Annotated in this window: 25 protein-coding genes; all 25 read left to right on the forward strand. The window is 32.1% G+C overall.

Features of this window, described 5'->3' with window-relative positions; translation table 11 throughout:
- The first annotated feature begins 83 nt into the window (after positions 1–83).
- The 25 genes from D7D81_RS09185 (at position 84) to D7D81_RS09300 (ending at position 24,898) form a co-directional block, all read left to right on the forward strand.
- Entirely contained in the window at positions 84–2,990 is a 2,907-nt protein-coding gene (locus D7D81_RS09185) for a sigma 54-interacting transcriptional regulator (RefSeq protein ID WP_125989346.1), read from the forward strand.
- A gap of 225 nt (positions 2,991–3,215) precedes the next feature.
- Complete coding sequence (locus D7D81_RS09190; RefSeq protein ID WP_125992043.1) at positions 3,216–4,052, forward strand: class II fructose-bisphosphate aldolase; 837 nt, start codon at positions 3,216–3,218, stop codon at positions 4,050–4,052.
- A gap of 39 nt (positions 4,053–4,091) precedes the next feature.
- Complete coding sequence (locus D7D81_RS09195; protein WP_125989348.1) at positions 4,092–4,808, forward strand: triose-phosphate isomerase; 717 nt, start codon at positions 4,092–4,094, stop codon at positions 4,806–4,808.
- Positions 4,809–4,892: 84 nt separating this feature from the next.
- Positions 4,893–5,414 (forward strand): YjbQ family protein, encoded by a 522-nt coding sequence (locus D7D81_RS09200; RefSeq protein WP_125989350.1) that lies wholly within the window; start codon positions 4,893–4,895, stop codon positions 5,412–5,414.
- Between the two features lie 278 nt (positions 5,415–5,692).
- Complete coding sequence (locus D7D81_RS09205; RefSeq protein ID WP_125989352.1) at positions 5,693–5,974, forward strand: PTS sugar transporter subunit IIB; 282 nt, start codon at positions 5,693–5,695, stop codon at positions 5,972–5,974.
- Positions 5,975–6,097: 123 nt separating this feature from the next.
- Positions 6,098–7,459, forward strand: a complete 1,362-nt coding sequence (locus D7D81_RS09210; protein ID WP_125989354.1) for a PTS galactitol transporter subunit IIC — start codon at positions 6,098–6,100, stop codon at positions 7,457–7,459.
- 43 nt (positions 7,460–7,502) lie between these two features.
- On the forward strand, positions 7,503–8,006 hold the full coding sequence (locus tag D7D81_RS09215; RefSeq protein ID WP_125989356.1) for a hypothetical protein: 504 nt from the start codon (positions 7,503–7,505) through the stop codon (positions 8,004–8,006).
- On the forward strand, positions 7,999–8,676 hold the full coding sequence (locus D7D81_RS09220) for a class II aldolase/adducin family protein (RefSeq protein WP_125992045.1): 678 nt from the start codon (positions 7,999–8,001) through the stop codon (positions 8,674–8,676). The genes D7D81_RS09215 and D7D81_RS09220 overlap by 8 nt, the downstream gene beginning before the upstream one ends.
- A 304-nt stretch (positions 8,677–8,980) precedes the next feature.
- Positions 8,981–9,292, forward strand: a complete 312-nt coding sequence (locus D7D81_RS09225) for a bh protein (protein ID WP_125989358.1) — start codon at positions 8,981–8,983, stop codon at positions 9,290–9,292.
- A gap of 325 nt (positions 9,293–9,617) precedes the next feature.
- Positions 9,618–10,079: a PTS sugar transporter subunit IIA gene (locus D7D81_RS09230; RefSeq protein WP_164522189.1), complete on the forward strand. Its 462-nt coding sequence runs from the start codon at positions 9,618–9,620 to the stop codon at positions 10,077–10,079.
- Positions 10,080–10,277: 198 nt separating this feature from the next.
- A complete protein-coding gene (locus D7D81_RS09235; RefSeq protein ID WP_125989362.1) occupies positions 10,278–10,550 on the forward strand; it encodes an HPr family phosphocarrier protein in 273 nt (90 codons plus the stop codon).
- A 25-nt stretch (positions 10,551–10,575) separates the two neighbouring features.
- Complete coding sequence (gene ptsP / locus D7D81_RS09240) at positions 10,576–12,294, forward strand: phosphoenolpyruvate--protein phosphotransferase (RefSeq protein ID WP_205739403.1); 1,719 nt, start codon at positions 10,576–10,578, stop codon at positions 12,292–12,294.
- A 421-nt stretch (positions 12,295–12,715) separates the two neighbouring features.
- Positions 12,716–13,174 (forward strand): PTS sugar transporter subunit IIA, encoded by a 459-nt coding sequence (locus D7D81_RS09245; protein ID WP_286170371.1) that lies wholly within the window; start codon positions 12,716–12,718, stop codon positions 13,172–13,174.
- Positions 13,175–13,191: 17 nt separating this feature from the next.
- Positions 13,192–13,458, forward strand: coding sequence for a PTS sugar transporter subunit IIB (locus D7D81_RS09250; RefSeq protein ID WP_125989366.1), 267 nt, complete (start codon positions 13,192–13,194; stop codon positions 13,456–13,458).
- A 21-nt stretch (positions 13,459–13,479) separates the two neighbouring features.
- Positions 13,480–14,838: a PTS ascorbate transporter subunit IIC gene (gene ulaA / locus D7D81_RS09255; RefSeq protein WP_125989368.1), complete on the forward strand. Its 1,359-nt coding sequence runs from the start codon at positions 13,480–13,482 to the stop codon at positions 14,836–14,838.
- Between the two features lie 10 nt (positions 14,839–14,848).
- Positions 14,849–15,682, forward strand: coding sequence for a transketolase (locus D7D81_RS09260; RefSeq protein WP_125989370.1), 834 nt, complete (start codon positions 14,849–14,851; stop codon positions 15,680–15,682).
- A 93-nt stretch (positions 15,683–15,775) separates the two neighbouring features.
- A complete protein-coding gene (locus D7D81_RS09265; RefSeq protein WP_125992049.1) occupies positions 15,776–16,693 on the forward strand; it encodes a transketolase family protein in 918 nt (305 codons plus the stop codon).
- 200 nt (positions 16,694–16,893) lie between these two features.
- Positions 16,894–19,116, forward strand: coding sequence for a BglG family transcription antiterminator (locus tag D7D81_RS09270; protein WP_125989371.1), 2,223 nt, complete (start codon positions 16,894–16,896; stop codon positions 19,114–19,116).
- Between the two features lie 34 nt (positions 19,117–19,150).
- A complete protein-coding gene (locus D7D81_RS09275; protein WP_125989373.1) occupies positions 19,151–19,426 on the forward strand; it encodes an HPr family phosphocarrier protein in 276 nt (91 codons plus the stop codon).
- A 22-nt stretch (positions 19,427–19,448) separates the two neighbouring features.
- On the forward strand, positions 19,449–21,170 hold the full coding sequence (gene ptsP, locus D7D81_RS09280) for a phosphoenolpyruvate--protein phosphotransferase (RefSeq protein WP_125989375.1): 1,722 nt from the start codon (positions 19,449–19,451) through the stop codon (positions 21,168–21,170).
- A gap of 263 nt (positions 21,171–21,433) precedes the next feature.
- Positions 21,434–21,577, forward strand: a complete 144-nt coding sequence (locus D7D81_RS19510) for a hypothetical protein (RefSeq protein ID WP_164522190.1) — start codon at positions 21,434–21,436, stop codon at positions 21,575–21,577.
- Positions 21,578–21,602: 25 nt separating this feature from the next.
- Positions 21,603–21,851 carry a transposase gene (locus D7D81_RS09285; protein WP_125989377.1) on the forward strand — a complete coding sequence of 83 codons (249 nt, stop codon included), beginning with the start codon at positions 21,603–21,605 and terminating at the stop codon, positions 21,849–21,851.
- 19 nt (positions 21,852–21,870) lie between these two features.
- The gene (locus D7D81_RS09290) at positions 21,871–22,302 is read left to right on the forward strand and encodes a helix-turn-helix domain-containing protein (protein WP_125989379.1); all 432 of its coding nucleotides are present in this window, start codon (positions 21,871–21,873) and stop codon (positions 22,300–22,302) included.
- Between the two features lie 82 nt (positions 22,303–22,384).
- Positions 22,385–22,828 carry a hypothetical protein gene (locus D7D81_RS09295; RefSeq protein ID WP_125989381.1) on the forward strand — a complete coding sequence of 148 codons (444 nt, stop codon included), beginning with the start codon at positions 22,385–22,387 and terminating at the stop codon, positions 22,826–22,828.
- A 708-nt stretch (positions 22,829–23,536) separates the two neighbouring features.
- Positions 23,537–24,898 (forward strand): MATE family efflux transporter, encoded by a 1,362-nt coding sequence (locus tag D7D81_RS09300; protein ID WP_125989383.1) that lies wholly within the window; start codon positions 23,537–23,539, stop codon positions 24,896–24,898.
- Positions 24,899–24,945 lie beyond the last annotated feature (47 nt).

Below are 24,945 nucleotides of genomic sequence, written 5' to 3' on the forward strand. Positions count from 1 at the left end.
TAAATATAAAATATTTTCTATAACATTTTATTCCGAAACCTGGTATAAGACTTGCAACTATAATAAAGCAAAGGGGATTTGAAATGGAAATTAACAAAAAGATTAAAAAACTGCTTAGTAATGAGGATAAAAAAAATCCTTTAACTGATCAACAATTAGCCTTAAAATTAAATGTTAGTCGTGAGAAAGTAACAGTAACTAGACAAAAATTAAATATTAAATCGTCTAAAGAACGATTGAAACCTTTTTTAGTTGAAGAAATACGTTCCATTATAAAAAAACAATCTAATATTTCTATTCGTGAACTAACTAAGGTTATTCAACAAAAGGGATATAATGCCTCACGTTATCTCATTGACCAAGAAATAAAGAAAATAAAAAGTCCATTTTATAAAAAGGAAAAGGAAATAGAAAATAAAGAAATAAAAAATAAAAAAAATGGTTCTAATATTGAAGACCCTTTCCAAACAGTGATTGGTTATAATGGAACTTTGAAACCTCAGATTCAACAAGCTAAGGCGGCAGTACTTTATCCACCATATGGATTACATACTTTAATTACTGGTGAGTCCGGAGTTGGTAAAAGTTATTTAGCAAGAAAGATGTTTGAATTTGCTGCTCAAAATAGAAAAATTTCTGAAAACAAATTTGTAGTTTTTAATTGTGCAGATTATGCAGATAATCCTCAATTATTATATTCACATTTATTTGGTCATGTCAAAGGGGCTTTTACAGGTGCTTCAAACGATAAGGATGGTCTTTTAAGTAAAGCTAATAATAGTATTTTATTTTTAGATGAAGTCCATCGTTTATCACCAGAAGGCCAAGAGATGTTATTTAATGTAATTGATAACGGCAAATATCGGAGGTTAGGTGAAACTGAAACTGAGCACAAAGTAAATCTTATGATTATTGCAGCTACAACAGAAGATATCGAGTCTAGTTTGTTAGCTACTTTTAGGCGTAGAATACCCCTAATAATTGAATTACCATCATTAAAGAAAAGAGAATTGCAGGAAAAGCTTGATTTTATTAAGTTATTTATTGCCCGTGAAAGTAAACAAATAAAGAGGAAAATTATTTTAAAATATGAAGCTGTCAGGGCATTATTAGCTTATACTCCAGTTAATAATATAGGACAATTAGAGAGTAATCTAAAAGTTATTTGTGCTAAAGCCTATCTGTTTTTTGTTACTGAGGTTAAAAGTCAGGTGGAAATTTCGCTAGATATATTACCTTCAGAAATTAGAAGGAGTTTTCTTAATGAATCTGTAGATAGAGAGGAAATCAGGAATTTATTAAGAGATGATATTAAGGTTGAACCTGCCCTGGATAGAAATTTGATTACCTCTCAAGAAAAAAACATCTATAATGTAACTGAAGATATATATAAGTATATTGAGGAAAAGAATCAGGAATTAAGTGGAATTGGAATTACACAGGAAAAGATTAATACAGAATTAACATTTAGAATAGAAGAGAAGATAAGTCGCTTATTTGACATGACTAAGGAAGATTTTTACAAGAACAAAAACATGTTGAAGGGAGTTATTGGTGAAAAAATTTATAATCTAATAAATGAAGTAATGGTTATGCTCCAGGAAGAATTGCCAGAACTTGTTTTGAATAGTCAATTACAGTATGCCTTGGCAATTCATCTTGATGCTGTTTGGCAGAGGATTAAGAGTGGTAAATTAATTAAGTATCCAGATTTAGAAAACATCAAAAAAAAACATCCACAGAACTATGCTGTAGCAGAGAAAGTAATCAATTTTATTAACAAAAGGTGTGATATTACTATACCAAGAGATGAAATAGGGTATATTACTATGTATTTAAATACTGTAACTGGCCCAGATGAGAAAGAAAATGCTCAATCTGAGATTGCTATTATTATTGTTTCTCATGGTATGGTTGCTTCTAACATGCTTAAGGTTGCCAATTATTTGTTGGGCGGTTCAAAGGTGAAAGCAGTTAATATGAGTTTTAATGAAGCACCAAATAAGGTTTTAAAAAAGTTAATTGCTTTGGTTAAAAAAATTGAGCATAGTAAAGGGATCTTATTATTAGTTGATATGGGTTCATTAACTGGTTTCGCTGAGGTAATTGAAGAAAAAACAGGAATTAAAACAAGGGCTGTGGCTAGAGTAGATACTGTTATGTTAATGGAGGCTATTCGCTGGTCTAAACTAAAGGATATAAGTTTAAATGAATTAGTGGACAGAATTAATCAATCAAATTCAACAAATTTATATAATAAGAAAAAGCATAAAGTATTATTAATTTATTGTATGACAGGTGAGGGTGTTGCCTTAAAGGTTAAAGATTATTTATTACACAGATTATTTAATTTAGAAAGAGAATATGAAATAATTACAACGGGTATTTATAACAAAGACCTTGAGGAATTTATAGCAGATATTGAAGCTGAAAAACAACTTGTTGGCTTAATTGGAAATTTAAGACCCCAGTCATTTAATTCTAATATCTTTTTTAGCGTAGATGAGATATTTTCCGAAGAAGGCCTAGAGCGTTTCAAAGAAAGGGTAGGTGTACAAGAGTTTAAACAAGAGGATATAAAAACAGATAAATTAATTGATAAAAATATTATTTTCCCCTCATTAAAAGTAAATTCGAAGGATGAAGTAATTACATTACTAGCTGAAAAATTAAAAGAAAAGGGAGTGGTAAAAGATGGTTTTCTGGATGCAGTTAAAAAAAGGGAAGAATGGGGGGTAACTTATATTGGTTCTGGTATAGCTATACCCCATGCTGATTCCCAATATGTTAATTATTCGCAGGCTGCTTTGGCCATTATGGAAAATTCACTTGATTGGTCTGGGTATAAAGTAGAAGTTATTTGTATGTTTGCTATTAAAGATCTGGGGGTTGAGTATTTTAAAGAGTTTTATAAAATTCTAAAAGAAAATATAGAGATAATTAAATTTACTAAAGATATTAACTTAATAAAGGAGGCTTTGCTTAATTAATAAAATCTATTTCTTTAAAGAAGTCCATAAGTTTTAATGAGATAAAAACAAGTGCCATTTTCATACTCAGATTATTAAAATCAAAGCAGCATTTCTGAAATAATCCAGAAACTGTTGAAGTATTTCAGAATAAAACATTATTAGATATAGTTATAAGACTATAAAGATGTTAATGAGTTTAAAGATATGATTAAAAAGGCTAATATAGAAAGGGAGATGATTTTTTTGCTAGTTTCATCAAAAGAATTATTTAAAGCGGCAAGAAAAAATAATTTTGCTATACCAGCACCAAATTTTGTTGATCAAACTTCTATAAAAGCTTATATAGAAGTTGCGGAAAAATTAAATTTACCAATTATTTTGGCTTATGCAGAAGTACATAAGGAGTTTTTATCCTTTGATGAAGCATTATTATTAGGTAAGTATTATGGCGAGAAAGCAAGGATTCCAGCAGTACTACATTTAGATCATGGTACTACTAAAGGATTAATAATCAAAGCTATAGATGGGGGTTTTAAATCAGTAATGATAGATGCTTCTATGGACTGCTTTGATGATAATGTTAAAAGGACAAGTGAAATTGTTGAGTATGCTCACCTAAAAGGAGTAGTTGTCGAAGCTGAAATAGGACATGTAGGTGGTGGTGAGGACTATAAAAGCAAGGATGATAGTGACAGTATTTATACTACTGTAGAAGAAGCAAAGAAATTTATTGAATTGACAAATGTAGATTCTCTAGCAATATCTATTGGTACTGCTCATGGTGCTTATAAAGGAAAGCCTGTTATAGATTTTACTAGATTGAAGAAAATTAGAGATGCTGTAGAAATTCCTCTAGTGCTTCATGGGGGTTCCTCATCAGGGAATGAGAATCTTAAAAGATGTGCTGTAGGAGGAATAAGCAAGATAAATATATATACCGATTTAATAACTGCTGCCTTTAATAAATCCCAAAGTATTAAGTCTAATGATTATTATGAATTAAAGAATGCACAAATTAACGGATTGAAAGAGTGCCTGGAGCATTATTACGGTGTATTTCATACAAAACAATTTAAATAAAGGAAAGAGATAATTTTAATTTAGAGAGAGGGATACAAAATGAGAAAGATTGGAACACCATTTTTTATATGTAATCCAAAGTCATATCTATATGGAGAAGAGAGTTTGAAGCTGGCACTTGCTGCTGATAAGTTTGCAGAGGAATATGGTGTAGAGATATTTTTTACAGCCCCTTTTGCTGATCTGGCAAATATTAAAGACCAGACAAAGAATGTCATAGTTACAGCTCAACATATGGATTCGTTGTTTCCAGGACGGGGAATGGGACATGTGTTACCTGAATCACTAAAAGCAGCAGGTGTTGAAGCAGTTTTTTTAAATCACGCGGAACATTCTCTTACCTTAACTACTCTGGTTAAGACTATAAAAAGAGCTAAGGAACTTGAAATTATAACAATTGTTTGTGCAGATTGCCTGGATGAAGCAGTAGCTATTGCTAAATTAGGACCAGATATACTATTATGTGAGCCTACTGATTTGATTGGAACCGGAAAGACAAGCAGTTTTGATTATATAATTGAAACAACAACTAAGATAAAAGAAATTGATGAAAGTATTTTAGTTATGCAGGCTTCTGGAATCAGTACTGGTGAGGATGTTTATAATACAATAATTCATGGTGCTGATGGAACAGGAGCAACAAGTGGCATAGTTAAAGCTTCTAACCAAGCGAAAAGATTAGAAGAAATGATTCAGGCAATTGTCAAAGCTAAAAATGACAAAAGTAAAAATGACAAAAGTAAAAATAATTTGTAGAAACTATAACTGTACTTTAAGTTAAAACAATTAATAATTATTAAAAATAATATAATAGAATAAACGAATAACGGAGGTTATAGTATGACCATTTATAAAGAACAAATTAATCTAAAATCTCATGGTAAAACCCCCACTTTTTTTAATATTACTGATTCTGTCAAAGAGGTGATACAGAAAAGTAAAATTCAGGGTGGTATTTGTGTTGTTATTTCTTCTCATACTACGTGTTCTGTTTTCTTTGAAGAATTCGTTCATGATTATAATGAAAATGGAAATGAATTTCTTCAAACTGATTTAAATAACGTTTTGCAAAAAATTATTCCGGATAATATTGCTGAAGGACAATATAATTATCCTGGTGAGAAACATTACGAAGCTGTTGCTTCATGGCCAAATGCAGAATCTTATCTTCCAAATGGTGATCGTTCAGCTCTCTTAAACTGTGATGCTCACTTAAAATCAACTTTACTTGGTTCTAGTGAAATATTTGAGGTTGATGAGGGAAAATTAGGAGTTGGAACAACAGGTTATATTTATTTTGTAGACTTTGATCGGACAAGACCCCGTGACCGTAAATGTAAAATTATTGTCTTAGGTGAATAAATTAAAAAAAGTTTTTTAAATAATTTTAATCCGCGGATTATTTGAATTATAAATAAAGTAAAATATAAAATTGTTTTAGGTAATTAATTTCAAACTGTGATAATGGGTATTATATCTGTTAATTATTAAATAACTTTATAAGTGATTATAATAAAAAATTAGCAGGAAAATATATAACACAACAGGAATGAATGCAGGTTTATACTTTAATTGATTCTTAATTAAAAGTAAAATCTGTCAGCTAAATAATAATAATAATTGGAAAGGAAAGTGGCAAAATGAAAAGAATACTAATGGCATGTGGAGCAGGAGTTTGTACTTCTACAGCGGCAAGGACCAAAGTTGAAAAAATATTAAATGAAAATGGTTATTCAGGACAGTATAAGATAGAACAGTGCAAGATAGCTGAGGTACCATCAAAATCAGCCGATTTTGATTTTGTAATTGCAACAACTATGAAACCAAGTGGAGTTAAATGTCCATTTGTAAGTGGAGTAAGCTTTTTAACAGGAGTTGGAATTGATAAGACAACTAAAGAAATATTGGAGTTAATAAAATAAACAAGAACAATCTATTTAAAAAATTAAGTGAGTAAATTATTTTAATAAAATTTATTAAAATAAAATGGTATTGTAAAAAATAGTATTTTTTACAATACCAAATAAAAAAAAGAGGTGAAATTTATGTCATATATATTGAGTTTCTTTAATTTTATACAAAATTTAGGTGCAACGGTAATGATGCCTATAATAATTTGCATTTTTGGAATAATATTAGGAACAGAAAAAGGCAAATCTTTAAGAGCTGGATTAACAGTTGGAATTGGATTTATTGGTTTGAATCTTGTAATTGGTGCTATGTCATCTAACTTAGGGCCTGCAGTACAGCTTATGGTTGATCGTTTTGGATTATCATTATCTGTTATTGATGTTGGCTGGCCTGCAGCAGCAGCTATTGCGTTTGCTTCAACTGTAGGTATGGTAATAATACCAGTTTGTTTACTTGTAAATATTATAATGTTATTAACTAATACAACACAAACAGTAGATGTTGATATTTGGGATTACTGGCACTTTGCATTCACTGGAGCGCTTGTTGCTATAGTAACTGGAAGTCAGACTATAGGTTTACTGGCAGCAGTTTTAAACATGATAATAATTATGGTAATTGCCGATTATACAGCTTCAGGAGTTGAAAAAACATTAGGATTACCAGGTGTATCACTTCCTCATGGGTTTTCTGGAGCATATGCACCAGTTGCAATAATAATTAACAAAATTATTGATTTAATTCCTGGTGTTAGAGATATAGACATTAACATGGAAAAGGCACAAGAAAAATTTGGTGTATTTGGAGAACCAATAATTATAGGTTCTGTACTAGGAATTATTATCGGTGTTGTAGCAGGTTATGATATTTCAAAAGTGCTTCAGCTGGGAATAACTATGGGAGCTGTATTAGTTCTTATTCCTAAAATGGCTTCATTGTTAATGGAAGGTTTACTTCCAATATCTGACGCTGCATCTGAATTTATAAATAAGAGATTCTCCAACAGAGGAAAGTTGTATATAGGTCTTGATTCAGCAGTTGGTGTAGGACATCCTTTAACACTTTCAGTATCACTTATATTAGTACCTTTGACATTAGCAATTGCTGTTATACTTCCTGGAAACAAAGTTCTACCATTTGCAGACTTAGCAGTTATACCATGGATGTTTGTTTTGATTACTCCTGTAGTTAATGGTAATGGATTTAGAGCATTAGTTAATGGTATTGTAGTATTAGCATTTGGTTTATTGATTTCTACTAATTTAGCTCCATTAATAACTAAGGCAGCTATTAATGCTGATTATGCATTACCTTCGAATGCTACAATGATTTCTAGTATTTGTGATGGTGCAAATCCATTAACCTGGGCAATTGTACGTCTAAATGACTTTGGATGGATTGGAATCGGTATAGTAGGATGTATTGCAATGATATTAGCATTAGTTAATAGAAAAAGAATATTAAGGGAAGCCAAAGAACTAAAGAATGTTCAATAATATGACTATTTTAGTGTTAAACGTATAAAGGGAAGGAGGAAACATGAGTAAAGAATATATATTTGAGCAAAAGAAGTTTTTAATTAGGGTGGTTTATGCGGGATTTTTAGCGGCAATTGTATGTTTATTAGGGATTTTCCACGTCAGCAGAGGTTCTTCTATAAAGTATCTCTGGATGTTTGTATGTTTTTTGTGTGTATATACAATATTTACTAATTTTATCTCGATCAGTTACCCGAGAAAGATAGTAATAGACAATAATACAATAAGTTTTTCTGCTTTCAGCAAATCTCATGTTTACTCTAGAAAAGAATTGGAAGGTTTTAAGATTAAAGAAAGGCATCTAGTAAAAAAGATGTATATAAGAGTCAATAAACCTTCACTATTCAAGGGGAGATATTGGATAGATTTAAAAACATATAATGATTATGAAGATTTGGAGAATGATCTTTTAAAAATAGAAGAAAATATTCATCCTAATTCTCTAAAAGAAAAAATAAAAAAGAATAATGCAATATATGAAGAAAGGAAAAAAGAAGATGTATGAAAAGGAAAAAGAAGAAGTAATAAAAGCGGGTATTAGACTTGACAGATATGGATTAATTGCCCTTTCGGGAGGAAATATAAGTTATCAGGTTGATGAAGATAGAGTTTTAGTGACTCCTTCTGGAATGATATATGAAGATTTAGTAGCAGATGATATTATTTTAATGGACTTATCTGGAAAAAGTATAGAAGGAAATAGAAAGGCATCAGTGGATTCAAAAGCACTTCTGTATATTTTCAATAATATGCCAGAGGTTAATGCTGTTATTCATACTCATCAACCGTATGCAACTGCATTAGGCTTAGTTCAAAATGAATTTAAATGCAACTTAACTACTCTTGCAAATGCAACAAAAGGCTCAGTTAATGTGTGTCCTTTTTCGTCAGCTGCAAGTGAGCAGATGGGCATAGAAGCAGTCGAAAATTTAAAAGGGAAGCTTGCTGTAATTTTAAAGCATCATGGTGTAATTGCGGTCGGCAACTCATTAAAAGAGGCTTTGTATTCTTGTATTTACTTGGAAGAAGCTGCAAAAACTTATTGCATAGCTAAGTCTATGAGTGATAATGTTGCTATGATGACTGAGACCCAGATTGACCAGGCTGTTAGAGTATTTGATTATTATGGTCAAGGGAAGGAAGGTGTTCCTGATTTATTAGTAAATAAGAGATAGTATATATTTAAAGCAACAGTATATATCTTGAAAAATATATAATCATAGTGTCTGGGGTTTATTTTTCGGATACTATGATTATATACTAGTCCTTTATATTAAAATTATTAATTTGAAATTATAGAATGTCTGAAAGACGATTAAGAGAATTTTAAACTAGCGTCAAGTAATGTGCACAAAAAATAAATTAGAAAAAGGCATCACGAATTCTAAATAAGGGTGAGTTGGTTACCGTTCGCGTTGCTTTAATACTTACCTGGGTAAGTACTTAAGGTACATAAAACTTTAAAAGGAGAATAAGATAATGTTAAAAAAAATAAATACAAATTTGTTTTGTATAAATTGTAATGAAGAAACAGAACATATTATTTTGTATTTAGATGATGAGATAAAAAGTATTGAATGTAAGAAATGTCATAGAATATCAGGAATAGATAAAAATGAATTGTTGGAACTTTATACAATTGATACTGTAAAACATATTTTAACTGAACCATTTAAATTAAATAAAAAAATAAAAGAAGAAGGCTCAACATTTTTATATTCTTTTCCAAAAAGGATATTTTCAAAACCATATAGAATAGTAAAAGATATTTTTAATATTCTAGAGAATTAATTTTAACTAAGAAACAAACTGAAATAAGAGTGCTAGAAGCAACACCACACTGTGTATTTTTTATATTTTTTTAATTTGTTTAAATGAAAGCGGAAGGGAAAGTTAGAAATAAAAACTTTTATGAGTAATGGGAATTAATAAAAATAAATGTGGCAATTATTGTTCAATAACATAATATTCCAGATGATTACAGTTAAAAATTAAAATGTTCTAATATAACAGTATTTTTAGGTATAAATTTTTATAACATTTTATTCCGTAAATTTGGCATGAGATTTGCAATTATATTAACTAAAGTATTACTATAATGAAGGAGGTTTTCTTAATGAATAAAATCTATATTGATAGTGATTTGGTAGAAATAAATTTAGATCTTAATAACAAAGAGGAGGTGATTTTAAGATTAAGCGATTGTATGTTGAAAAAAGGATTTGTAAAAGAAGGGTATAAAGAAGCTGTTTTAAAAAGAGAAAAGGAAGTTCCAACAGGTCTCCAGGGAGCATACATTAATTTTGCTATTCCTCATACAGAGGCAAAGTATGTAAATAAAGCGGCAATAGCAGTTGGATTATTAAAGAATAAAGTAAACTTTTTTAATATGAATGATTATGAAAAAGAAATCGAAGTGAGTCTTGTAATATTACTTGCTATTAATGATCCTTCTAGACAAATAGGGGTTTTGCAAAGTCTGATAGACATGATGCAAAGCGAAAAAATTGTTAAAGAAATATTACAAAGTGATAGTTCTAATAATTTAGCTAAGCTTTTGGAAGAAAATCTATTATAAAAAGAAATATTTAAAATACTGAAGAAAAGAAAATAATCAGGTATTTTAAAAAATTATATTGTATCTTAATTCAGATATTCTGAAGTTGTCTCAAAATATTTTTAGAAACTGTTATGAGCAGTCCAGAGGGCTATCTCACTTTGAGACAGCCCTAATTTTTTTTCAAAAATAAAAAAGTTTAAAGAAAAGGGGTTTAAAATGTCTGTAGAAAAAAAAGTAAAAATAACTAACGAAACAGGATTACATGCCCGTCCTGCATCAAAATTTGTACAAAAAGCTGGAGGGTTTAATTCTGAGATTATAGCAATTTTAAATGATAGAGAGGTTAATGCTAAAAGTATCTTAGGAATTTTAAGTTTAGGGGCAAGCCAGGGGAAGGAAATAATTCTAAAGGCAGAAGGAACTGATGAAGAAATGGCAATCAAGGAATTAGTTAATTATCTAGAAGTAGAATTGCCTAAAGAAGAATAATGAGATAGGGAAGGACAGTGATATTATGCAAGGGATAGCTGCCTCACCAGGAATAGCAATTGGTAGAGTGTTTCTTAAAGCAGAAGATAATATAGAATTTAAGGAGAAGACAATAGACAATATTGAAAAAGAGTTAAAAAGATTAAGCATTGCTTTAGAAAATGCAAAAATTGAATTAAAGAAATTAATGGAAGAAACCAGTGAGAAACTTGGTCAAAAGGAAGCCGAGGTATTTGAGTCCCATCTTATGTTAGTAGATGACCCTGAACTTATAGAACCTATTAAAGAGAAGATTAAAGATGAAAAAATCAATGCAGAAGCAGCAATAGCAGAGACAATTAACTTTTTTTCCCAGATGTTTGCTGAGCTTGATGATGAATATATTAAGGCTCGAGAGGCAGATATTAAAGATGTTGGGAAAAGGTTAATCAGAATATTAAGTGGACAGGGTAAATCAACTACAGAACTAGAGGAAAATACAGTAGTTGTAGCCATTGATTTGAGCCCTTCTGATACTGCCCAACTTGATACTGCGAAGGTACTTGGCTTTGTAACTCAAGAAGGCTCAAGAACTTCGCATACAGCTATAATGGCACGTTCCCTGGGTATTCCAGCAGTAGTTGGGGTTGGTAAAGAACTTTCTGTCAGTATCAAGCAGGGGCGGCTTGTTTCTGGACAGACTATTATAGTGGATGGAAATGGTGGACAGGTATTTATAAATCCTGATTTTGAAACAGAACATGAATATCAACAAAAGAGAGAGAAATATCAACAGGAACAGGAAAGGTTAAAAAAACATAAGAACAAGGAAGCGCTTAGTAAAGACGGCAAAAAGGTAGAAGTCTGTGGTAATATAGGTAATATAAGAGATATAGAGTCTGTTTTAGAACATGGTGGTCAAGGAATAGGGCTTTTTCGGACAGAATTTCTTTATATGGATCGGGATACTTTGCCAAGTGAAAAAGAACAATTTAAAGTCTACCGACAGGTAGCTGAAAAAATGGATGGTAAACCTGTAGTTATTCGTACTTTAGATATTGGTGGAGACAAAGAACTACCTTGTTTAAATTTACCTAAGGAGATGAATCCATTTTTAGGATACAGGGCCATCAGAATATGTCTTGATCAGCCTGATATTTTTAAAACTCAATTAAAAGCAATTCTGGCGGCCAGTAACTATGGTAATATAAAAATAATGTATCCTATGGTTTCATCTGTAGATGAAGTAAAGTCGGCTAATAGAATTCTTTGGGAATGTAAAAAAGAACTAGCTAAAGAGGGTAAGGGGTATAGTCAGGATTTAGAAGTAGGTATTATGGTAGAGGTGCCTGCTGCAGTAATGGAGGCAGATATTATTGCTCAGGAGGTAGATTTTTTTAGTATCGGGACTAATGATTTGATTCAGTATACAATAGCAGTGGATAGGGTTAATGAAAAAGTAGCTCAAATGTATACCCCTTATCACCCGGCAGTGTTAAAATTGATAAAGAAGACTATTGACTCAGCCCATCAAGCGGGTATCTGGGTAGGGATGTGTGGTGAAGCAGCTGCTGATGAATTATTACTGCCATTTTTATTGGGAGTAGGTCTTGATGAATTTAGTATGGGTGCTGTCTCTATTTTAAGGATTAAGGAATTATTAAGTAAATGGACAGTTGAGGAAGCAGCTGAAATAAGTAAGCGTGTTTTAAAATTACAATCTGCAGAAAAAATTAAAAAATTTTTGCTTAAAGTAGCAAGATAATTTATTATTTAAAACTTAGTTATAGTTTAAATTTGGAGATATGTCGTGCTTTAGCCCGACATATTTGTAGTGCAAGCAAAAATTTAAAGGAGTTGACAGTGAACAATGTGTAGCTGTAAAAAAGAGAATTCTCTTTTTTACAGCTTTTTTTATTGTTAAGGAATTATGTGTTAAGCAGGTTTGGATAACTTTGAAGATCGACAAATATATTTGTTTCCCTTGTTGTAAGCTTCGGGGTCGTGTCTTCGTTTACTGTCAAGAAATTGTCTTTTGGTTCATTATTATACTTTTGCAACAATTCCTTTAGAAAGGAAAAGGAGTAATTAAGAATTGATAATCTTTTGCTTTGGTCGTAAAATGAGAGTAAAGAAGAAAGAAATTATAATTATGACTTTAAAAAATATTTTGTAAAGAGGAGGTAATGATGCTACTAGATATTCTTTCTCAAAATCGTATAGCTACTAATGTGAAAGCCAAAGATTGGTGTGATGTAATTAGAAAGACTGGAGAACTGCTCTTAAGAGATAATTTAATTGAAGATAGATATATAGATGCTATGATTGAATCAATAGAAGTTAATGGTCCTTATGTAGTTGTGGCTAAAGGTTTAGCAATTTTGCATGCAAGGCCAGAAGATGGGGTAAAAGATATAGGGATGAGTTTAGTCACCCTTGATTCTCCAGTAGAATTTGGGAGTGAAGATAATGATCCCGTAAAAATTGCATTTGCTTTTTGTACAGTGGATAAAAATAAACATTTACAGGCTTTATCAGAGTTAACGCCAGTACTAATGAAGGATAATGTTGTTGATGAGATATTTGATAAGAATACTTCATTAGAGGTATTTAATTATATAAGAGAATCAATTGATAAAAAATAATAAAAGGAGGAGTTTTTGTGAAAATACTAGCAGTTTGTGGGTCAGGCTTAGGAAGTAGTTTTATGCTGGAGATGAATATTAGGGATATCTTAAAAGAATTAGGAATAGAAGCTGAAGTAGAACATTCAGACCTAGCATCGGCTACTCAAGATGCAGCAGATTGGTTTGTAATGGCTAAAGATATTGCCAGTAGTGCGACCCATCTTAAAAATGTTATTTCTTTAAACAGTGTTATTGATAAGGTAGAGTTAAAAGGAAAATTACAGGAGATTTTAGTAGACTAAAACAAAAGAGGGGGATATCTAATGTTAGATTTATTGGTTGATATTTTAAGTGTGCCAGCTATTTTAGTAGGTTTAATTGCTTTAATAGGTTTGCTTTTACAGAGGAAATCTATTTCGGATGTTATGAAAGGAACAATCAAAACTATTTTAGGCTTTATTGTACTGAGTGGGGGTGCTGGGATTATTACAGGAGCTCTTAATCCTTTTGGAGAATTATTCCAGGCCGGTTTTAATGTCCAGGGAGTTGTCCCCAATAATGAGGCTATTGTTGCTTTAGCTTTAGAAAAATATGGTACTGCTACTGCTTTAATAATGGTCTTTGGGATGTTAGTTAATATTTTAATTGCGCGCTTTACAAAGTTGAAATATATTTTTTTAACTGGTCATCATACCTTTTATATGGCCTGTATGATTGCAGTTATTTTAGTAGTAGCTGGTTTTACAGGGGCTAATTTGATTTTAGTGGGTTCTCTAATTTTGGGACTGGTTATGGCGGTTTTTCCAGCTTTAGCCCAACCAACTATGAAAAAAATAACTGGTAATAATAATGTCGCCTTTGGACATTTTGGTACAACTGGATATATCTTATCTGCCTGGGTTGGTAAATTGTTTGGAAAAAATTCAAAATCTACTGAAGAGATGAAGTTGCCAAAGAATTTGGGTTTTTTACGGGATAGCTCTATTTCTATTTCCTTAACAATGGCAATGTTATATATTATAGTAGCGATTGCTAGTGGACCAGCTTATGTTGAAGGCAATTTAAGTAATGGGCAGAACTTTATTGTCTATGCAATTATTCAGGCAATTACCTTTGCAGCAGGAGTTTTTATTATTCTACAAGGGGTAAGACTTATTTTAGCGGAGATTGTTCCTGCCTTTAAAGGTATTTCCGAGAAATTGGTGCCTGATGCTAAACCTGCTCTAGATTGTCCAGTAGTATTTCCTTATGCTCCAAATGCTGTATTAATCGGTTTTTTAGCTAGTTTTGTAGCAGGAATTTTAGGATTATTTATATTAGGTCAATTGAAATTAATCTTAATCTTACCAGGGGTAGTACCTCATTTTTTCTGTGGAGCTACAGCCGGAGTCTTTGGTAATGCGACTGGTGGTAGAAAGGGCGCAATTTTAGGTGCTTTTGCTCATGGGCTATTAATTACTGCTTTACCGGTAATGTTGATGCCTGTGTTAGGAAACCTGGGTTTTGCTAATACTACTTTCTCTGATGCAGATTTTGGAGTGGTAGGAATTATATTAGGTAAGATGGCAGATTCTTTGAGTAAAGGCTTGATTACAACTATAATTGTTGCAGTGATAATTATTATTGCTCTGATTTCTATTAGATTCAAAAACAATCAAAAAGAAATCGCAAACGAGATTTAGGGGGATATCAATGAATGATGAAATCATTGAAAAATTAGAAAAATTTTCAGATCAGATTAGAGTAGAAACTTTAAAAGAATTAAAAGAACTAGGTTTTGGTCATCTAGGCGGGAGCATGTCGATTATAGAGACTTTAGCAGTATTATATGGTGAAATAATGAGAATTGATCCTAAAAATCCAGATTTAGAGGAAAGGGATTACTTTGTATTATCAAAAGGACATGCCGGACCTGCTTTATATGCAACTTTAGCATTAAAAGGATATTTTCCGCTAGACATGTTAAAAACCCTTAACCAAAATGGGACAAAGTTGCCGAGCCATCCTGATAGATTGTTAACTGCTGGAGTTGATGCTACTACTGGTTCTTTAGGACAGGGCATTTCTGAGGCGGTAGGTATTGCTTTAGGGAATATGTTAAAATCATTAAACAATTATACTTACTGTATAGTTGGTGATGGTGAATTAAATGAAGGACAGTGCTGGGAAGCTATTATGTTTGCAGCTCATCATAATTTAGATAATTTTATTCTATTTATAGATGAGAATAAAAAACAGCTTGATGGTAAGACAGAAGAGATATGTAAAAGCTTTGATTTTGTTAAAAAATTAGAAAGTTTTGGCTTTAGAGCAAAAAGAGTGCAGGGTGATTTAGTCAGCGAAATTTATGAGGCAGTTAATTGGGCAAAATTACAGGATGCCCCAGTGGCTATTGTTCTAGATACCATAAAAGGACAGGGGATTCCTTATTTTGAAAAAATGGAGACAAATCATCATCTTAGGTTTAATGATCAAGATATTAAGGAGATTGATAAATTTGTATGTCAATTTGACGGTAAAAATTGATTGACAATTAATTTAAAGTTGAATTATATTAATAATAAGGAGTGTGGAATTTTGCTTAAATTAGCTAAAGATAATCTAAAAGAAGATATAGAGATGCGTCAGGTTTATAGCAATACTTTAGCTGAAATGACTGAAAAGGATAAGAGAGTTATAGCCTTAGAGGCTGACTTGATGGGAGCTATAAAAACAAATGATTTCCAAAAAAAATTTCCTGAACATCTAATTAATTGTGGTATTATGGAAGCAAATATGATAGGAGTGGCAGCAGGCTTGTCTATAACTGGCAGAATTCCTTTTGTACACACTTTTGCTTCTTTTGCTACCAGGAGGGCTTGTGATCAGATATTTTTAGCTGCTGCTTATTCAGATAATAATCTAAAAATAATTGGCTCTGATGCTGGCATAAGTTCTCAACATAATGGTGGTACCCATATGCCTTTTGAAGATTTAGGAATTATGAGGTCTATTCCAGGGGTTAAAGTTATAGAAGTTAGTGATTCTACTATGTTAAGATCAGTATTAAAAGTAGTAAAAGAGCAAAAGGGTGTTCATTATATTAGACTAATAAGAAAGAATGCTTATAAAATATATGATGAAAGATCAGAGTTTAGAATTGGCAAAGGTAATTTATTATTAGATGGCCATGATGCAACTATTATTGCCAGTGGTATTATGGTTTATGAGAGTTTAAAGGCTGCAGAATTTTTAAGAGAAAAGGATATTAACGTGGCAGTAGTTGATATGTTTACTATTAAACCTATTGATAAGGAATTGATTATAAAATATGCTAAAAAGACAGGTGTGGTTTTAACAGCAGAAAATCATAATATAATTAATGGTTTAGGTTCAGCAGTAGCTGAGGTTTTATCAGAAAGCTATCCAGTTAAATTAAAAAGAATTGGTGTCAAAGATAGGTTTGGTCAAGTAGGTACACAAGATTATTTGAAAAAAGTTTATCAACTAAGCTATTTAGATATTGCATCAGGTATTGAAGAGTTATTGAATAAATAAAGCTAGGGTTAATCAGGCTTTATACGGTAAATATTTCTGGGGAAGTTGAGGACTTAACATTCAAATAATGCTTAATAATAGTGGCAGTTATTTATGACAAATGGTCTGTAATAATTTTACTGCTTACTGCTGTCTATTAACCACTAACTAGACTAAGTTATTGGCTTTTTGATGAATAGAAAAGTAAGGGAGGTTAAAAGTTGAGCTTGAAGTCTAGAAGCTGCCAGATATTAAAGTATTTAATTAATCAAAAAGAGCCAGTCTCTATTAAAAGTTTAGCCACCGAATTTGAGGTTAGTCCTAGAACTATTAGCTATGATTTAGATGATATTGAATATAGTATTGGACAGTATAATGTTGAGCTAATTAAAAAACCAGGAGTAGGAATTTCTTTAAAAGGTGATAACTGTTTATTAAAGAAGCTAAAGAAAAAATTATTAGATGTACGTGGTTATCAGAGAATTTTATCTTCTGAAGAGAGGATTTACTTGATTTTATATAGATTATTTCAAGCTGAAGAACCTATTATTACTAAAGAATTAGAATTGATATTAAAGGTCAGTAAATCAACAATAATTAAGGATTTAGATGAAGTAGAGGACTGGCTTAATATTCATAATTTGAAATTGATTAGAAGGACTAATTATGGGCTAAAGGTAGAAGGAAAAGAGTTGGATATTAGACATGCTATGATGGAGGTTTTTAAAGAGTCAGTCGATGAAAGAGAATTAGGGCAATTTCTTAGTCAGATTAAGAAAAAGGATATTAAAGATAAACATTTAGAAGCAGGCTTTTTATCAGAATTAAACAAATTAATTACTAAAGTAGATCTCACTAGTATAGAAGAGATAGTTTCTTTTGTTGAAGAAAAACTTGGTTTTCAACTGGCCGATGAAGCTTATCTTGATTTGCTTGTTTATTTAGCTTTAGTAGTAAGTAGAATATTAGAAGGTAAAGATATTTGTCTTTCTAATGATAAATTGACTATGATTGAAAAAAATTCTGAATATAAGATTGCTGAAAAATCTGCCAGGATAATGGGAGAAGTTTTTAAAATTAAAATTACATCTTCAGAAATAGCTGTTATTACTTTGCATTTAATGGGGGCTAAACTTTGGCAGAATATTGATAAAAAAGAGTATAAAAGTACATCAGAAAATGACTTAGATCCTGATTTGCTTATTTTAACTAAAGAGATGATTAAGGTTGCTGAGGATTATTTAAAAGTAAATTTAATGGGAGACCAGCAGCTCTTAATTGCTTTAGCTTTACATTTGAAGCCGACGATTAATAGAATAAACTATGATTTATCATTAAAGAACCCTTTCTTAGCAGAGATAAAGAAAAAATATAAAAAACTCTTTATTGCAGCTGAACGGTCTGCCAAGATATTGCAAAGTGAATTATGTAAAGATATTAGTCAGGATGAAGTAGGCTATATTGCTATACATTTTGGTGCTGCTTTAGAAAAAAAGAGACTTATTAACTTTAATTATAAATTCAAGGTTGCTTTGGTCTGTTATAGTGGTATGGGAACAAGCAATTTGCTGTCTTCAAGATTAAAGCAGCAATTTCCAGAGATTGAGATTTCCAAGGTGTTGTCAGTTGCTCATTTAGAAGAAAATCGCTGTGATTTAGAGAAAGTTGATTTAGTAATTACTACAATTCCTTTAAATATAGAGTCTTTTCCTGTTTTACATGTTAATCCACTTCTGGATAATAAAGATAAATTAAAAATAAAAGAGATTATTCAAAAAAACTTAGAAGATATTAGAGGAGAAGATAATGATTATAGTATAAAAGAAGAGTATGCCTTCCAGCTTGAAGAGTTGATAAATGTTATAAAAGAAGATGTTATTATTTTAAAAGAAAATAATTTAAAAAATTCTTTAAAAGATTTTTTTAAATCTAAAGGAATAAAAGTATTGGACGGACTTGCTTTTAATCAAAGTAAAAAAGAGTATCATGATTCACTCCTCAATTTACTGGACCACGATTTGATAAAATTAGTTGATAAATTATCTGATTGGGAAGAAGGCATAGCTCTAATAGGTGAATTACTAAAAAAAGATAGGTTTATAGAAGAAACTTATGTTCAAAGAAGTATAGAGATAATTAAACAAAAGGGGCCCTATGTTGTAATTGCTCCCCATATAGCTTTAGTTCATGCTCGTCCGGAAGATGGGGTTATAAAAAAGAGTATTGGATTATTAATAGTGAAGAACGGTGTTAAATTTAATCATAGGTTTGATCCTGTTCACTTAATATTTATGCTTGTACCCAAAGACCGTTTATCTCATTTATTAGTTCTTGAAGATTTGCTGAAATTAATTGATACTGATGATTTAATTAAAAGAATATTATCAGCAGGTGATAAAAATGATGTAATAAAGATTATAAGATGTATAATTGAAAATTATTAAAGAGAATAATATTTAAATGTGGGGAATGATCAAAATGTCAGTAGAACAAAAAGTAAAGATATCCAATGAAACAGGGCTCCATGCCAGACCAGCAGCAAAATTTGTAGAAAAAAGCAAAAAATATAGTTCTGAGATTACAGTTGCTTTAAATGATAAAGAGGCCAATGCTAAAAGCATTTTAGGAATTTTAAGTTTAGGGGCAGGGCAAGGGAAGGAAATAACCTTAAAGGCAGAAGGTGCTGATGAAGCAGAGGCGATCAAAGAACTGGTTAATTATCTAGAAATGGAATTACCTAAGGAAGAAGAATAGCAGGATAAGGAAGGGTAGTGAGATGATGCGAGGGATAGCTGTTTCTCCTGGAATAGCGATTGGTAGAGTTTTTCTTAAAACTGAGCAGAATTTAGACTTTGCGGAAAAGACAGTAACCAGTGCGGAAAAGGAACTGGCAAGACTGGCAGTTGCCTTAAAACAGGCAGAAAGTGAATTAAAGGAATTGATAGTGAATATTGGGCAGAAACTAGGTCATGAAGAAGCAGAAATCTTTGAGTCCCATCTGATGTTGATAGATGACCCTGAACTTATAGAACCTATTAAAGAGAAGATTAAAGATGAAAAAATCAATGCAGAAGCAGCAATAGCACAGACAATTAACTTTTTTTCCCAGATGTTTGCTGAGCTTGATGATGAATATATTAAGGCCCGAGAGGCAGATATTAAAGATGTTGGTAAAAGGTTAATCAGAATATTAAGTGGACAGGGTAAATCAACTACAGAACTAGAGGAAAATACAGTAGTTGTAGCCATTGATTTGAGCCCTTCTGATACTGCCCAACTTGATACTGCGAAGGTACTTGGCTTTGTAACTCAAGAAGGCTCAAGAACTTCGCATACAGCTATAATGGCACGTTCCCTGGGTATTCCAGCAGTAGTTGGGGTTGGTAAAGAACTTTCTGTCAGTATCAAGCAGGGGCGGCTTGTTTCTGGACAGACTATTATAGTGGATGGAAATGGTGGACAGGTATTTATAAATCCTGATTTTGAAACAGAACATGAATATCAACAAAAGAGAGAGAAATATCAACAGGAACAGGAAAGGTTAAAAAAATATAAGAACAAGGAAGCGCTTAGTAAAGACGGCAAAAAGGTAGAAGTCTGTGGTAATATAGGTAATATAAGAGATATAGAGTCTATTTTAGAACATGGTGGTCAAGGAATAGGGCTTTTTCGGACAGAATTTCTTTATATGGATCGGGATACTTTGCCAAGTGAAAAAGAACAATTTAAAGTCTACCGACAGGTAGCTGAAAAAATGGACGGTAAACCTGTAGTTATTCGCACTTTAGATATTGGTGGAGACAAAGAACTACCTTGTTTAGATTTACCTAAGGAGATGAATCCATTTTTAGGATACAGGGCCATCAGAATATGTCTTGATCAGCCTGATATTTTTAAAACTCAATTAAAAGCAATTTTGGCGGCCAGTAACTATGGTAATATTAAAATAATGTATCCCATGGTTTCATCTGTAGATGAAGTAAAGTCGGCTAATAGAATTCTTTGGGAATGTAAAAAAGAACTAGCAAAAGAGGGTAAGGGGTATAGTCAGGATTTAGAGGTAGGTATTATGGTAGAGGTGCCTGCTGCAGTAATGGAGGCAGATATTATTGCTCAGGAGGTAGATTTTTTTAGTATCGGGACTAATGATTTGATTCAGTATACAATAGCAGTGGATAGGGTTAATGAAAAAGTAGCTCAAATGTATACCCCTTATCACCCGGCAGTGTTAAAATTGATAAAGAAGACTATTGACTCAGCCCATCAAGCGGGTATCTGGGTAGGGATGTGTGGTGAAGCAGCTGCTGATGAATTATTACTGCCATTTTTATTGGGAGTAGGTCTTGATGAATTTAGTATGGGTGCTGTCTCTATTTTAAGGATTAAGGAATTATTAAGTAAATGGACAGTTGAGGAAGCAGCTGAAGTAAGTAAGCGTGTTTTAAAATTACATTCGCCTGACGGTATTGAAGATTATTTGCTTAAAGTAGCAAGATAATTTATTATTTTTTGTAGCTTGTTGTTTTATTTAAGTAGTTTTATGAATACTCTCTGATAGTCATAACAAATTAATTGTTAGTTAAGAAATCAGTGTAGAGTCGCCTTTGGGCGGCTTTTTTTAGTGCGCCCAGCAAAGTAATGCCTGGACAATGAAATATCGATATTTAAAAATATATATTATGGGGTCAGGCTTTTATAATTTTGCATTATTTAACAATACATGATATAATTACATTATGAAAAAATAAATGAGGGATAGAAATGGCAAGAAAACCGCGTATACATTATGAAGAGGCATTATATCATGTTATAGTTAGAGGAAATAATAGAGAATACATATTTGACAAAGACGAGGATAAGGAGATATATTTGCAAACGGTAATTAGATACAAAGAACAAGTATAATTTCAAATTATATGTATATTGCCTAATAGATAACCATGCGCATTTTTTGGTTGAAATAAATAAAACACCATTATCAAAGATGATGCAAGGTATACAGCAAGTTTTTACAATGAAATACAATAAAAAATATAATAGAACAGGTCATGTTTTTGAACAAAGATATAAAGCTATGCTATGCAATAAAGATAAATATCTTTTTAATTTACTCAGATATATACATCAAAATCCTGTTAGGGCTGGAATAGAAGAAAAGCTTAATTATAAAATGGAGTAGTCATCGGAATTATATTGAAATGAAGGAAACTGGTTTAGTAGATTATAAATATATACTAAGTTTTCTTTCAAAAGATGCAAACAAAGCCATTAAAAGTTATGCTGAGCTGATGGAAGAAGAAATAGATATAAAGGAGATAAAAAAGCAGGAATTAGATAAAGGAATGAAACATGCAAGAGAACATATACATCAAGAGACTAAGAAGTTTGAACATAACTATATAAAACGAAAAATTTGTGATTACTATGAAATTGAGCCGAATAAATTATCTAAAAAAACGCGAAAACAAAAAATAGTCAATGCAAGAAAAGCAGTTATATTGCTTTTAAAGGAGCACAGTGATATAAGCAATAAAACTTTGGCGCAGGAGTTAAATTTAGCTGAATCAACAATTTCAAATATATTATCTGATGAAAATAATAAGAAGTTAATTGAAGTTATAAAATTATAAAAGCCTGACCCCAACACTAATTGGCGGCACTAAAAAAGAACAACGTGAAGCAAAGAAGCCTCGTAACTGGCCTGGTATGACTATGGAAGGCACTTCAAAGGATGTAGAGGCGTTAACACTCGCATTGGATATTGGTGATATTTCGGATATGGATATCGGCATAAACAAACGCAAAAAGCTGTTTGATGGTCTGTTTGCAGATTTTCCAGGGGTGTCTGATGAAATATGGAAAACCAATCAGCATGCTCTAACACGGATTCAGGAAGCGAGAACAACGCTGGAACATATACGAATGTGGATCTGTACCAGCGATCCTGTGGAAATATGCAGCTTATATTTTATAAGCCGATTGATGGTCGATGCTTTAACACTACTTTCTGTCGTGTGTGTTCCAAAGCAGATTGAGAAAGATAACAGTATTGTTTATTATCGTAGTACCGGAGAAATAGCTGCAGAAGAGTTTGGAGCATTCACTGAGTATGAGGAACCTATAAGTAAAGTACAACAGAGGTATATTGTACAGTAATTCATTGGTTGATAATGTAATTGCGATTATTTAAACTGCAATTTGCAATAAAATGGCAATATCTATTCAATACCTTGCTCAGGGTAGCTCAAAGCCAACCTATAGAATGGTAGAACTTGAGAATTTGCTAAAAGGAGTTTGAAAATAAAACTCATTATAAAATTAACACGATTGAAAATTACAGTTTAATCGTGTTTTTTATTTGCAAAAATATAAAGAAAGGCAGGTAAACATAAGAAGTAATATTACTGAATAACCGCACATTCTGCCGGTTCCTTTTGCTTCTTGCTTATAATATAATAGTTGAATTAGGAAAAGCAAAAAGTACCTTCCAATGCTTTGAAAAGAACTGTTCCATTAAATTCCTTGAAAGTGAAAGATAAAGTTTCTTGGTGAATACAAGTGGAGTAGCTATAGAAAAAATATTTGATGGTAAGATCAATTACAGGTTAAATTAATAGCTCTTCTTTGAAGCCTATTGATAATTAGTACGTTCGTACTAATACATTTTCCCTCGTTGAAATCGAAATATCAGGATAATAGAATTTGTTGAGAACGCAACTGCTTAAAATCAATATGAAAGAAAAAACCACGGAATCAATCTCAATATAAAAATTTGAATTTTATGTATTGACTCTACAAACGTTGTAGACATTATAATATACATAAATAAAAATAAAGTTAAAGTTAAAGGACTCGAATGTATTTATGGAAAAAAATTTAACCACAGGCAGCGTATTCAAAACCATTGTGTATTTTTCTTTGCCGTATCTTCTGTCTTACTTTTTACAGACATTGTACGGTATGGCTGATTTATTTATCATCGGACAATTTAACGGAGTTGCCAGTACAACAGCGGTTTCTATTGGCAGTCAAGTTATGCGTATGTTGACTGTCATTATTGTGGGCTTAGCAATGGGATCAACAGTAATGATTGGTCGTGCGATTGGTGCAAAAAATCATAATGAGGCATCTACTGCCATTGGAAATACAATTACTTTATTCATGGCTCTTTCAGTCGCATTTACGGTTCTTCTGCTCATTGCGGTAAAATCGATCGTCGCCGTCATGTCCACGCCCGACGAAGCAGTATCCGGTACGATTACATATCTCACAATTTGCTTTATCGGTATACCGTTTATCACAGCATATAACATTATCAGTTCTATCTTTCGCGGTATGGGAGATTCCCAAAGCTCGATGTATTTTATTGCCATTGCCTGTGCTGCGAATATTGCACTGGACTATTTGTTTATTGGGGGCTTCCATCTTGGCGTAGCAGGTGCAGCATTGGGAACCACACTGTCGCAGACGATCAGCGTGATCGTGTCTTTGGCAATAATTGTAAAACGAAAAACAGAGATGAAACTTACTAGGAAAGACTTTAAGCCACAGCGAAAAACGATGGGCAACTTGCTGAAAGTCGGTGTTCCGATTGCTTTGCAGGATGGTTTTATCCAAATTGCATTTATTGTAATTATTGTAATTGCAAACAAACGAGGGCTGAATGATGCAGCAGCCGTAGGTATTGTTGAAAAAATCATCGGTATCTTGTTTCTCATTCCGTCGTCAATGCTTTCCACAGTATCGGTACTTTCCGCACAAAATATCGGAGCTGGTAAACATGACCGCGTCCGCTTGACGCTGCGATATGCAACTTTAATAGCGGTTATATTTGGTACAATTTCAGCAATAGTTATGCAGTTTATAGCAGAACCCGTTGTAGGATTGTTTGCGGATGATGTCGAGGTGATCTTACTCGGTAGTCAGTATATGCGTGGATATGTCTGGGACTGTATTCTTGCGGGTGTTCATTTTAGTTTTAGCGGCTATTTTAGCGCTTATGGTTTATCTGGTATTTCGTTTATCCACAATTCACTTTCAATTATTTGTATGCGTATTCCGCTTGCATATCTGGCATCAAAGCATTTTGCAGACACCCTTTTCCCAATGGGAATTGCATCCTCTGCGGGCTCTGCACTATCGGTCGTTATCTGCGTTGGAGTTTATATCTGGATGAACAGGCGTAGAAAAAGGTCACTTTCCGTGGCTGAAAAATATACAGACTGACTAAATTAGATAAAGAATACCTGTTTATATAGTTTTGGAGGATGAAC

This window comes from Halocella sp. SP3-1 (genome assembly GCF_003953885.1).
Classification (GTDB): domain Bacteria; phylum Bacillota; class Halanaerobiia; order Halanaerobiales; family DTU029; genus Iocasia; species Iocasia fonsfrigidae.

Bases quoted from the DNA above. Each gene is read 5' to 3' on its own strand.
- D7D81_RS09185 (WP_125989346.1), top strand. From the start codon at position 84: ATGGAAATTAACAAAAAGATTAAAAAACTGCTTAGTAATGAGGATAAA.
- D7D81_RS09195 (WP_125989348.1), top strand. From the start codon at position 4,092: ATGAGAAAGATTGGAACACCATTTTTTATATGTAATCCAAAGTCATAT.
- D7D81_RS09200 (WP_125989350.1), top strand. From the start codon at position 4,893: ATGACCATTTATAAAGAACAAATTAATCTAAAATCTCATGGTAAAACC.
- D7D81_RS09205 (WP_125989352.1), top strand. From the start codon at position 5,693: ATGAAAAGAATACTAATGGCATGTGGAGCAGGAGTTTGTACTTCTACA.
- D7D81_RS09210 (WP_125989354.1), top strand. From the start codon at position 6,098: ATGTCATATATATTGAGTTTCTTTAATTTTATACAAAATTTAGGTGCA.
- D7D81_RS09215 (WP_125989356.1), top strand. From the start codon at position 7,503: ATGAGTAAAGAATATATATTTGAGCAAAAGAAGTTTTTAATTAGGGTG.
- D7D81_RS09220 (WP_125992045.1), top strand. From the start codon at position 7,999: ATGTATGAAAAGGAAAAAGAAGAAGTAATAAAAGCGGGTATTAGACTT.
- D7D81_RS09225 (WP_125989358.1), top strand. From the start codon at position 8,981: ATGTTAAAAAAAATAAATACAAATTTGTTTTGTATAAATTGTAATGAA.
- D7D81_RS09230 (WP_164522189.1), top strand. From the start codon at position 9,618: ATGAATAAAATCTATATTGATAGTGATTTGGTAGAAATAAATTTAGAT.
- D7D81_RS09235 (WP_125989362.1), top strand. From the start codon at position 10,278: ATGTCTGTAGAAAAAAAAGTAAAAATAACTAACGAAACAGGATTACAT.
- ptsP (WP_205739403.1), top strand. From the start codon at position 10,576: ATGCAAGGGATAGCTGCCTCACCAGGAATAGCAATTGGTAGAGTGTTT.
- D7D81_RS09245 (WP_286170371.1), top strand. From the start codon at position 12,716: ATGATGCTACTAGATATTCTTTCTCAAAATCGTATAGCTACTAATGTG.
- ulaA (WP_125989368.1), top strand. From the start codon at position 13,480: ATGTTAGATTTATTGGTTGATATTTTAAGTGTGCCAGCTATTTTAGTA.
- D7D81_RS09260 (WP_125989370.1), top strand. From the start codon at position 14,849: ATGAATGATGAAATCATTGAAAAATTAGAAAAATTTTCAGATCAGATT.
- D7D81_RS09265 (WP_125992049.1), top strand. From the start codon at position 15,776: ATGCGTCAGGTTTATAGCAATACTTTAGCTGAAATGACTGAAAAGGAT.
- D7D81_RS09275 (WP_125989373.1), top strand. From the start codon at position 19,151: ATGTCAGTAGAACAAAAAGTAAAGATATCCAATGAAACAGGGCTCCAT.
- ptsP (WP_125989375.1), top strand. From the start codon at position 19,449: ATGATGCGAGGGATAGCTGTTTCTCCTGGAATAGCGATTGGTAGAGTT.
- D7D81_RS19510 (WP_164522190.1), top strand. From the start codon at position 21,434: ATGGCAAGAAAACCGCGTATACATTATGAAGAGGCATTATATCATGTT.
- D7D81_RS09290 (WP_125989379.1), top strand. From the start codon at position 21,871: ATGAAGGAAACTGGTTTAGTAGATTATAAATATATACTAAGTTTTCTT.
- D7D81_RS09295 (WP_125989381.1), top strand. From the start codon at position 22,385: ATGGAAGGCACTTCAAAGGATGTAGAGGCGTTAACACTCGCATTGGAT.
- D7D81_RS09300 (WP_125989383.1), top strand. From the start codon at position 23,537: ATGGAAAAAAATTTAACCACAGGCAGCGTATTCAAAACCATTGTGTAT.